At 63.8% G+C, this 12174-nt stretch carries 1 protein-coding gene; it reads left to right on the top strand.

Going from position 1 to position 12174, the window contains the following annotated elements:
• On the top strand, window positions 1–12174 hold a 12174-nt coding region (locus N005_RS03035; protein ID WP_047699303.1), incomplete at both ends, for a non-ribosomal peptide synthetase.

Here is a 12174-nt window from a genome sequence, read left to right as displayed (position 1 = left end):
GCCGGTGAAGCCCTCAAGCGCAGTCTGGTGGAGGCGCTGTTCGAACAGACTTCAGTCAAACGCCTGTGCAACCTCTATGGTCCTTCGGAAACCACGACTTATTCCAGTTGGGTCTCCATGGCCCGCGAGGACGGCTTTGCTGCGCACATCGGCAAACCAGTGGCGAACACCCAGTTCTATCTGCTGGACGAACATAAACAACCGGTGCCACTGGGCGTACCGGGGGAAATCTACATCGGTGGTGCCGGTGTCGCCCGTGGTTATCTCAACCGCGATGACCTCACCGCCGAACGCTTCCTCAAGGATCCGTTCAGCAGCGAACCGAATGCCCGGATGTACAAGACCGGCGACTTGGGCCGCTACCTGGCGGACGGCAATATCGAATACCTGGGCCGTAACGACGACCAGGTGAAGATCCGTGGTTTCCGCATCGAACTGGGCGAGATCGAAGCCCGGCTCGCCCGACATGCGGACGTCAAGGAAGCCGTAGTGCTGGCCCGCGAGGATGTACCGGGTGACAAGCGCCTGGTGGCCTATTTCACGCCGGCGAACGAAACAGCGGACATCGAAGCCTTGCGCGGTCATCTGCAAACGCAGTTGCCGGAATACATGGTGCCCGTGGCCTATGTACGCCTCGACGCCATGCCGTTGACCCCCAACGGCAAGCTCGACCGCAAGGCCCTGCCGGCGCCGGACCTGGATTCGGTCATCAGTCGTGGCTACGAAGCTCCACAAGGTGAAGCTGAAACCGCCCTGGCGCAGATCTGGCAGGACCTGCTGGGTCTGCAACAAGTGGGGCGTCACGACCACTTCTTCGAACTCGGCGGCCACTCGCTGCTGGCCGTCAGCCTGATCGAGCGGATGCGTCAGGCCGGCCTGAGTGCCGACGTGCGCGTGCTGTTCAGCCAACCGACCCTGGCTGCGCTGGCAGCGGCTGTCGGCAACGATGCCGGCAACGAGGTGAAAGTTCCGGCCAACCTGATTGCGTCGGACTGCCAACGCATTACCCCCGACATGCTGCCGTTGGTGAGGTTGACCCAGGACGCCATCGACCGCATCGTCGCGACCGTGCCGGGCGGGGCGGCCAATGTGCAGGACATCTACCCGCTGGCGCCGTTGCAGGAGGGGATTCTCTATCACCACCTGGCGGCCGAACAGGGCGACCCCTACGTGCTGCAAGCGCAGTTCGCCTTCGACAACCGCGCACGCCTGGACGATTTCACCCAGGCCCTGCAAGGCGTGATCGATCGCCACGACATCCTGCGCACGGCCATGGCCTGGGAAGGGCTGGACGAGCCGGTGCAAGTGGTCTGGCGCAAGGCTTCGCTGGGCGTCGAACAGGTGTCGTTGCGGGATGAGGACGGCGACATTGCTGTTCAGTTGAACACCCGGCAGCACCTGGATATCCGCCAGGCGCCGTTGATGTGCATCCGTTTTGCCCAGGATGCAAGCCACCAGCGCTGGGTCGCGACCCTGTTGTTTCACCATATGGCGCTCGATCACACAGCACTGGAAGTGGTGCGCCACGAAATGCAGGCACACTTGCTGGGCCAGGCTGACCAATTGGGCGCAGCGGTGCCGTATCGCAACTATGTGGCCCAGGCCCGCCTGGGTGTGAGCCGTGAGGAGCACGAAGCGTTCTTCCACGACATGTTGGGTGCCATCGACGAACCCACTTTGCCATTCGGGTTGCAGGATGTCCGTGGCGACGGCAGCGATGTCGAGGAGGCCAGGCGAGAGGTCGCCATCGATCTGAGCCGTCGTCTGCGCAGCCAGGCCCGTCGGTTGGGCGTGAGCGCGGCCAGTCTGCATCACCTGGCCTGGGCCCTGGTGCTGGGTCGGGTATCGGGTCGCGAAGACGTGGTGTTCGGCACCGTATTGATGGGCCGGATGCAAGGGGGCGAGGGCGCCGACCGCGCGCTGGGGATGTTCATCAATACCTTGCCGCTGGGTGTGCAGGTGGGCGCGCGGAGCGTGCGCGATGGCGTGTTGGCGACACATGCGCGGCTGACCGGGTTACTGGGGCACGAGCATGCTTCCCTGGCCTTGGCCCAGCGTTGCAGTGGTGTGGTCGCACCGACGCCGTTGTTCAGTGCGCTGCTCAATTACCGCCATTCGATGACGGAGCCCCTTGCGTTGCAAGGGTCGTCAGCCTGGCAAGGTATCGAGGCATTGGGTGGCGAGGAACGGACCAACTATCCGTTGGCGCTGTCGGTGGATGATTTGGGCGAAGGCTTCAGCCTCACCGTCCAGGCGGTGAGTGGCGTTGACGCGCAGCGGGTCGGTGCCTATATGGAGGCGGCGCTGGCGAGTCTGGCCCAGGCGCTTGAGTGTGCGCCTGAGTCGTCGCTGGCCGATCTGTCGATTTTGCCGGAAGCGGAGCGTGAGCAGCTGCTGGTGGCGTTCAACGCTACCGACGCCGGGTATCCGTTGGAACAGACCATTCATGGGCTGTTCGAGGAGCAGGTGCAACGTACGCCGGATGCACTGGCGGTGCTGCATGGCGATCAGCGCCTGAGCTACGGCGAACTGAACGAGCAGGCCAACCGCCTGGCGCATTACCTGCGCAAGCAAGGCGTACAGCCGGATTCGCGGGTGGCGATCTGCGTCGAGCGTGGCCTCGACATGGTGGTCGGGTTGCTGGCGATTCTCAAGGCAGGCGGCGGATATGTACCGCTGGATCCGGCCTATCCGGCGGATCGGATTGCCTACATGCTGGAAGACAGCGCGCCTGCCGTGGTGCTGGCCCAGGCGGCGACCCTTGGGTTGTTGGCTGATGCAACGATGCCGGTGATCGACCTCGGTAGTGGGCTCTGGCAGGACGAGTCCGTCTCGAATCCGCAAGTTGCCGAGCTGACTTCGGCGCATCTGGCTTACGTGATCTACACCTCCGGTTCGACCGGTTTGCCGAAAGGCGTGATGATCGAACACCGCAACACGGTCAACTTCCTGACCTGGGCGCATCGTTCGTTCGATGCCCAAACCCTGTCGAAAACCCTGTTCTCGACCTCGCTGAACTTCGACCTGGCGGTCTATGAATGCTTCGCACCATTGACGTCAGGCGGCAGCATCGAAGTCGTCACTAATGTGCTGGAACTGCAACACGGCGAGCACGCCATCACCTTGATCAACACCGTGCCGTCGGCACTCAAGGCGTTGCTGGAAGCCGGTGGACTGGGCGAGGGCGTGGACACGGTGAACGTGGCCGGTGAAGCCCTCAAGCGCAGTCTGGTGGAAGCGTTGTTCGAACAGACCTCGGTCAAACGCCTGTGCAACCTCTACGGTCCTTCGGAAACCACGACCTATTCCAGTTGGGTCTCCATGGCTCGTGAAGACGGGTTTGCCGCGCACATCGGCAAGCCGGTCGCGAACACCCAGTTCTACTTGCTGGACGAGCATAAACAACCCGTGCCGCTGGGCGTACCGGGTGAAATCTACATCGGTGGCGCCGGCGTCGCACGGGGTTACCTGAACCGCGATGACCTGACCGCCGAACGATTCCTCAAGGATCCGTTCAGCCGTGAACTCAACGCCCGGATGTACAAGACCGGCGACTTGGGCCGCTACCTGCCGGACGGCAATATCGAATACCTCGGCCGTAACGACGACCAGGTGAAGATCCGTGGTTTCCGCATCGAACTGGGCGAGATCGAAGCCAAGCTCGCTCGACACGAGGCCGTGAAAGAGGCCGTAGTGCTGGCCCGTGAAGACGTGCCGGGTGACAAGCGTCTGGTGGCTTACTTCACCGAATCGGAAACGGTGGACATCGAGACCCTGCGCGGTCATCTGCAAGCGCAGTTGCCGGCCTACATGGTCCCGGTGGCCTACGTACACCTCGATGAACTGCCCCTGACGCCCAACGGCAAACTCGACCGCAAGGCCTTGCCGGCCCCGGAACACGATGCACTGATCACTCGTGGCTACGAAGCCCCGCAAGGCGAAGTTGAAACCACCCTGGCGCAGATCTGGCAGGACCTGCTCAAGGTCGAGCGCGTCGGCCGTCACGATCACTTCTTCGAACTCGGCGGCCACTCGTTGCTGGCCGTCAGCCTGATCGAGCGGATGCGCCAGGCCGGCCTGAGTGCCGACGTGCGTATCCTGTTCAATCAATCGACCCTGGCGGCGCTGGCATCGGCCATCGGCGAGAGCAACGAGGTGAATGTCCCGGCCAACCTGATTCCTGCGGATTGCGAGTACATCACCCCGGCCCTGTTGCCACTGGTATCGCTGTCCCAGGACGCCATCGACCGCATCGTCGCGACCGTGCCGGGTGGCGCCCGCAACGTGCAGGACATCTATCCGCTGGCGCCATTGCAGGAGGGCATTCTTTACCACCATCTGGCCGCCGAACAGGGTGACCCCTACGTGCTGCAAGCACAGTTCGCCTTCGACAGCCGCGAACGCCTGGACGACTTCACCCAGGCCCTGCAAGGCGTGATCGATCGCCATGACATCCTGCGCACGGCCATGGCCTGGGAAGGGCTGGACGAGCCGGTGCAAGTGGTCTGGCGCAAGGCTTCGCTGGGCGTCGAACAGGTGTCGTTGCGGGATGAGGACGGCGACGTCGCCGCTCAGTTGCAAGCGCGCTTCGATGCCCGGCACCATCGCCTGGATATCCGCCAGGCGCCGTTGATGTGCATCCGTTTTGCCCAGGATGCAAGCCACCAGCGCTGGGTCGCGACCCTGCTGTTCCACCATATGGCCCTCGACCACACGGCGCTGGAAGTGGTGCGCCAGGAGATGCAGGCGCACTTGCTCGGGCAGGCCGGGCAGTTGGCGGCGGCGATGCCTTATCGCAACTATGTGGCCCAGGCTCGCCTGGGTGTCAGCCAACAGGAGCACGAGCGCTTCTTCCGCGACATGCTCGGTGAGGTGGACGAGCCGACGCTGCCGTTTGGCCTGCACGATGTGCAGGGCGCGGGACAGGGCATCGAGGAAGCTTCGTTGGCGCTCGCCGGCAGCCTGAGCCAGGACTTGAAGATTCAGGCCCGCCGGCTCGGCGTGAGTGTCGCGAGCCTGGTCCATCTGGCCTGGGCGCAGGTGCTGGGCCGTGTGTCGGGCCGCGACGATGTGGTGTTCGGCACCGTGTTGATGGGTCGGATGCAGGGCGGCGAAGGCGCCGACCGGGCGCTGGGGATGTTCATCAATACCTTGCCGCTGCGGGTGAACCTGGGGCAGATGTCTGCCCGTGCAGGTGTGAAGGCGACCCATGGTCGATTGACCGCGTTGCTGGGGCATGAGCATGCCTCATTGGCGCTGGCCCAGCGTTGCAGTGGTGTGGAGGCGCCGACGCCGCTGTTCAGCGCCTTGCTCAACTATCGCCACACCGACGCGAACCAGGCTCCGTCTGCCTGGAGCGGTATTGAGGTGCTCAGCGGCGAAGAGCGGACCAACTATCCGCTGATGCTCTCGGTGGACGATCTGGGCGAAGATTTCAGCCTCACCGTCCAAGTGGTGAGCGGGATCGGCGCGCAGCGGATCTGCGCCTATATGGAGGCTGCGCTGGCGAGTCTGGCCCAGGCGCTGGAGTGTACGCCTGACTCGTCGCTGGCCGATCTGCCGATTCTGCCGGAGGCGGAACGTGAGCAGTTGCTGGTGGCATTCAACGCCACCGACGCCGAGTATCCGCTGGAGCAGACCATTCATGGGCTGTTCGAGGAGCAGGTGCAACGCACGCCGGAGGCGCTGGCGGTGCTGCATGGCGGGCAGCGCCTGAGCTATGCCGAGTTGAACGAGCGGGCTAACCAGTTGGCGCATTACCTGCGCGGGCAGGGTGTGCGGCCGGATTCGCGAGTAGCAATCTGCGTCGAGCGTGGCCTCGACATGGTGGTCGGATTGCTGGCGATTCTCAAAGCGGGTGGCGGTTATGTACCGCTGGATCCGGCGTATCCGGCGGATCGGATTGCCTACATGCTGGAGGACAGCGCGCCAGCCGTGGTGCTGGCCCAGGCGACGACCCTTGGGTTGTTGGCCGGTGCTTCGATGCCGGTGATCGATCTCGGCAGCGGGCTCTGGCAGGACGAGTCCGTCTCGAATCCGCAGGTTGCCGAGCTGACTTCGTCGCATCTGGCCTACGTGATCTACACCTCCGGCTCGACCGGTTTGCCGAAAGGCGTGATGATCGAACACCGCAACACGGTGAACTTCCTGACCTGGGCGCATCGGTCGTTCGACGCGCAAACCTTGTCGAAGACGCTGTTCTCGACCTCGCTGAACTTCGACCTGGCGGTCTATGAATGCTTCGCACCATTGACGTCAGGCGGCAGCATCGAAGTCGTCACTAATGTGCTGGAACTGCAACACGGCGAGCACGCCATCACCTTGATCAACACCGTGCCGTCGGCGCTCAAGGCGTTGCTGGAGTCCGGTGGTTTGGGCGAGGGCGTGGACACGGTGAACGTGGCCGGTGAAGCCCTCAAGCGCAGCCTGGTAGAGGCGCTGTTCGAACAGACTCAGGTTAAGCGTCTGTGCAACCTCTATGGGCCCTCGGAAACCACGACCTATTCCAGTTGGGTCTCCATGGCCCGGGAAGACGGATTTGCCGCGCACATTGGCAAACCAGTGGCGAACACCCAGTTCTACCTGCTGGACGAACATAAACAACCGGTGCCGCTGGGCGTCCCAGGGGAAATCTACATCGGTGGTGCCGGTGTCGCCCGTGGTTATCTCAATCGTGATGACCTGACCGCTGAGCGCTTCCTCAAGGATCCGTTCAGCGCCACGCCCAACGCCCGGATGTACAAGACCGGCGACTTGGGCCGCTACCTGCCGGACGGCAACATCGAATACCTCGGCCGTAACGACGACCAGGTGAAGATCCGTGGTTTCCGTATCGAGCTGGGCGAGATCGAAGCCAAGCTCGCCCGACACGAGGCCGTGAAAGAGGCCGTGGTGCTGGCCCGTGAAGACGTACCGGGTGACAAGCGTCTGGTGGCTTACTTCACCGAGTCGGAAACGGTGGACATCGAAATCCTGCGCAGTTATCTGCAAGCACAACTGCCGGCCTACATGGTCCCCGTGGCCTACGTACACCTCGACGCACTGCCGCTGACCCCCAACGGCAAACTCGACCGCAAAGCGCTGCCGGCCCCGGAACACGATGCACTGACCACCCGCGGCTACGAAGCCCCCCAAGGCGAAATCGAAACCACCCTGGCGCAGATCTGGCAGGACCTGCTCAAGGTCGAGCGTGTCGGCCGTCACGATCACTTCTTCGAACTCGGCGGTCACTCATTGCTGGCCGTCAGCCTGATCGAGCGGATGCGCCAAGCCGGCCTGAGTGCCGACGTGCGCGTACTGTTCGGCCAGCCGACCTTGATGGCGCTGGCGGCAGCGGTGGGTAGCGGTAACGAAATCCAGGTGCCGGCCAACGGCATCCCGCTCGATTGCACGCGCATCACGCCCGAGATGCTGACGCTGAGTCGCCTGGATCAGGACGCCATCGACCATATCGCGTCGAAAGTGCCGGGTGGCATGGGCAACATACAGGACATCTACCCGCTGGCGCCGTTGCAGGAAGGCATCCTCTATCACCATCTGGCCGCCGAACAGGGCGACCCCTACGTGTTGCAGTCGCAGTTCGCCTTCGACAGCCGCGAGCGTCTGGACGAGTTCGTCCAGGCCCTGCAAGTGGTGATCGATCGCCACGACATCCTGCGCACAGCCATCGTCTGGGAGGGCCTCGACGAACCTCAGCAAGTGGTCTGGCGCGAGGCGCGTCTGGGCCTGGAAGCCTTCGTCGCGGATCCGCAGGCCGGTAGCGTCAGCGAACAACTGCACAATCGTTTCAATGCCCGGCACTTTGCCCTCGACCTCACCCAGGCACCGCTGATGCGCCTGACGTTCGCTGAAGACCAGGCTGATCAGCGCTGGATCGCGATGCTGTTGTTCCATCACATCGCCCTCGATCATGCGGCGATGAAAGTGGTGCAGCGCGAGATGCTGGCGTATCTGCAAGGCCACGCTGACCAGTTGGACACCCCCGCGCCGTACCGCAACTATGTGGCTCAGGCCCGCCTGGGGGTGAGTCGTGAAGAACATGAAGACTTCTTCAGCGACATGCTCGGCGATGTGGACGAGCCGACGCTGCCGTTTGGCCTGCACGATGTACAGGGCGACGGTGACGATATCGAGACCGCGACACAACTGCTCGACAGCGACTTGAGCCGTCGCCTGCGGCGTCTGGCCCGCCAGTCAGGCGTGGGCGCGGCGAGCCTGCACCACTTGGCCTGGGCACAGGTGCTGGGCCGGGTATCGGGCAGGAACGACGTGGTATTCGGCACCGTGCTGATGGGCCGGATGCAGGGCGGCGAAGGGGCCGATCGTGCATTGGGCATGTTCATCAACACCCTGCCGCTTCGCGTCAGTGTCGATGAGCAGAACGTCAAGGCCGGCGTCAAGGAAGTACATGGTCGACTGACCGCCCTGTTGGGGCATGAGCATGCCCCATTGGCACTGGCCCAGCGTTGCAGCGCGGTGGCGGCGCCGACGCCGCTGTTCAGCGCCTTGCTCAATTACCGTAACTCCAGCGAACAAGCCAATGGACGGGACACCCTGGCGGCCTGGCAGGACGTCGAAACCCTGGGCGGCGAAGCACGCACCAACTATCCGCTGACCCTGTCGGTGGATGACCTGGGTGACGACTTCGCCTTGACCGTCCTGGCCAGCCACGGCGTGGGCGCGCAGCGGATCTGTGCCTACATGGAAACCGCGCTGCACAGCCTGGCCAAGGCCCTGGAGTTCAACCCCACGACACGCCTGCACAGTCTGGAGGTACTGCCGCAAGCCGAGCGCCGGCAAGTGTTGATGGGGTTCAACGCTACTAGCCGTCGTTGTCCGCGGCACCGGACCGTCAATGACTTGTTCGAAGCACAGGTGCAGGCGCATCCCGACGCCGTTGCCGTGGTCCATGGCGAACAGCGCCTGACGTACCGCGAACTCAATGCCAGGGCCAACCGCCTGGCCCGTCACCTGATCGGTCTGGGCACTCAGCTGGGCGACAGCGTGGCCATTGGCTTGGCACGTTCGACCGACCTGTTGGTCAGTCAACTGGCCGTGCTCAAGTGTGCTGCCGTCTACGTGCCGCTGGACGTCAACGCGCCGCTTGAGCGCCAGCAGTTCATGATCCAGGACAGTGGTGCACAGCTGCTGCTGACCCTGAGCACGATGGTTGTGCCTGAAGGTGTGCAACGAGTGGACCTGGATCTCGTCGAGCTGGACCAGTCTGCCGACAACCTGGACCTGACCCAGGATGCCGAGTCGGTGGCGTACATCATGTACACCTCCGGTTCCACCGGGATGCCGAAGGGCGTGCTGGTGCCACACCGGGCGATCAACCGCTTGGTGATCAACAACGGCTATGCCGATTTCAACCAGCAGGACCGGGTGGCGTTCGCCTCGAACCCGGCCTTCGACGCCAGTACTCTCGATGTGTGGGCGCCGTTGCTCAACGGCGGCTGCGTGGTGGTGGTCGAGCAGGATGTGTTGCTGTCCCAGGAACGATTCGCGGCGTTGTTGACCGAGCAGTCGGTCAGCGTGCTGTGGATGACCGCCGGGCTGTTCCACCAGTACGCCGACGGCCTGCTGCCGGTGTTCAAGCAACTGCGTTACCTGATCGTGGGTGGCGATGTGTTGGATCCGGCGGTGATCGCCCGGGTGCTGAAAGACGGCGCACCGCAGCATCTGCTCAACGGCTATGGCCCGACCGAGGCCACGACTTTCACCACCACTTACGAAATCCAGAGCGTGGGCGAGGGCGGTATCCCGATTGGTCATCCGATCGGCAACACCCGTGTCTACGTGCTGGATGCGAACCAGCAGCCGGTGCCGGTGGGCGTGGCGGGCGAGTTGTACATCGGCGGCGACGGTGTGGCGAACGGCTACTTGAACCGTCCGGAACTGACCGCTGGGAAATTCGTCGCCGATCCGTTCAGCGCCGATCCGGCGGCCTTGCTCTACCGCACCGGCGACCTGGCGCGCTGGCGTGCCGACGGCGCCGTGGAATACCTGGGGCGTAACGACGACCAGGTGAAGATCCGTGGCTTCCGCATCGAACTGGGCGAGATCGAAGCCCGACTCGCACAACATGATGCCGTGAAGGACTGCGTGGTCCTGGCCCGTGAAGACGTGCCGGGTGAGAAACGCCTGGTGGCTTACTTCACTCAAGCGCAGGACGTGGACATCGAGACGTTGCGCGCCCATTTGCAAGGGCAACTGCCGGAGTACATGGTACCGGTGGCCTACATGCGTCTCGACACGTGGCCGCTGACCGCCAACGGCAAACTGGATCGCCGTGCACTGCCGGCACCGGATCTGGATGCACTCGCCACACGGGCCTATGAGGCCCCGCAAGGCGAAGTCGAAGCCACGTTGGCGCAGCTATGGCAAGACCTGCTCAAGGTCGAGCGCATTGGTCGCCATGATCATTTCTTCGAACTGGGCGGCCATTCGTTGTTGGCGGTGAGTTTGATCGAGCGCATGCGCCAGGCCGGTTTGAGCGCTGACGTGCGGGTCCTGTTCAGCCAGCCGACCCTGGCGGCGCTGGCCGCGGCCGTCGGCAGCGGCAAAGAGGTCAAGGTGCCTGCGAACCTGATCGCCTCCGGCTGTGAACGGATCACCCCGGACATGCTCACGCTGATCCAGCTCGATCAGGAGGCGATTGACCGGGTCGTGGCAACGGTGCCGGGCGGCGCGGGCAATGTGCAGGATATCTACCCGTTGGCGCCGCTGCAGGAAGGTATCCATTACCATCACCTGGCCGCCGAGCAGGGCGACCCCTATGTGCTGAAAATACTGTTCGCACTACGCAGTCGGGATCGGCTGTCGGCCTTCGCGGATGCGTTGCAGCATGTCATCGACCGCCATGACATCTTGCGCACCGGCGTGGTGTGGCAAGGATTCGATTCGCCGGTGCAAGTGGTCTGGCGCAACGCGCCGCTGGCGGTGGATAAGGTGGTGCTGGCAGCCGGGGCGGGAGATGTCGTTACTCTGCTGCAGGAGCGTTTCGATCCACGGCATTACCGTCTCGATATCACCCGGGCGCCGATGATGCGCCTGGTGTTCGCCCAGGACGCGGCCAACCAGCGTTGGGTGGCGATGTTGCTGTTCCACCATATGGCGCTGGACCACACCGCCATGGAAGTGGTGCGACACGAGATGCAGGCGCACCTGCTGGGCGAGGCCGAGCCGCTGACGGCGGCCGTGCCGTATCGCAACTATGTGGCCCAGGCTCGCCTGGGGGTGAGTCACGCCGAACACGAAGCGTTCTTCCGCGAGATGCTCGGTGATGTGGACGAGCCGACCCTGCCGTTCGGTCTCCAGGATGTGCAGGGGGATGGACGGGATATCGAGGAGGCCAGGTTGCCTGTCGACCTGTCGGTGTGCCTGCGCCTGCGGGCCCAGGCGCGCCAGCTCGGCGTGGGTGCGGCCAGCCTGGTCCACCTGGCGTGGGGGCAGGTGCTGAGCCAGGTGTGTGGGAAACGGGATGTGGTGTTCGGCACCGTCCTGATGGGCCGGATGCAGGGTGGCGATGGCGCTGATCGGGCGCTGGGTATGTTCATCAATACCTTGCCGTTGCGGGTGGACGTGGGCGACCAGGGCGTGCGTGACGGCGTGAAAGCCACCCACGCCCGGTTGACCGGCCTGCTGGGGCATGAACACGCCTCCCTGGCGCTGGCCCAGCGCTGCAGCGGTGTGGTTGCGCCGATGCCGCTGTTCAGCACGTTGCTCAACTACCGTCACAGCGCGGTGGACGAGGACTCGAGTGAGGTCCTGGCCGGTTGGGAAGGGATCGAAACCCTGGGCAACGAAGAGCGTACCAACTACCCACTGACCCTGTCGGTGGATGACCTGGGCGAAGGTTTCGGCTTGACGGCGCTGGCCGTGCCACAGATCGGTGCGCAGCGAGTCTGCACCTACATGAACGTCGCGCTGGAGCGCTTGGTGGAGGCGTTGGAGCAGACACCGCAGGCGCGCCTGGACAGCCTGTCGGTGCTGTCGTCGGCCGAGCGTCAACAGGTGCTGGCAGACTTCAACGCGACCTCTTGCAGTTATCCACGGGACAGGACCGTCCACGGCTTGTTCGAAGCGCAGGCGCAGGCGCATCCCGACGCGGTTGCCGTGGTCCATGGCGAACAGCGCCTGACCTACCGCGAACTCAATGCCAGGGCCAACCGC

Origin of the sequence: Pseudomonas mediterranea CFBP 5447 (assembly GCF_000774145.1) — a bacterium.
Lineage (GTDB): Bacteria > Pseudomonadota > Gammaproteobacteria > Pseudomonadales > Pseudomonadaceae > Aquipseudomonas > Aquipseudomonas mediterranea.
This window is presented reverse-complemented; position numbering and strand designations above follow the sequence as displayed.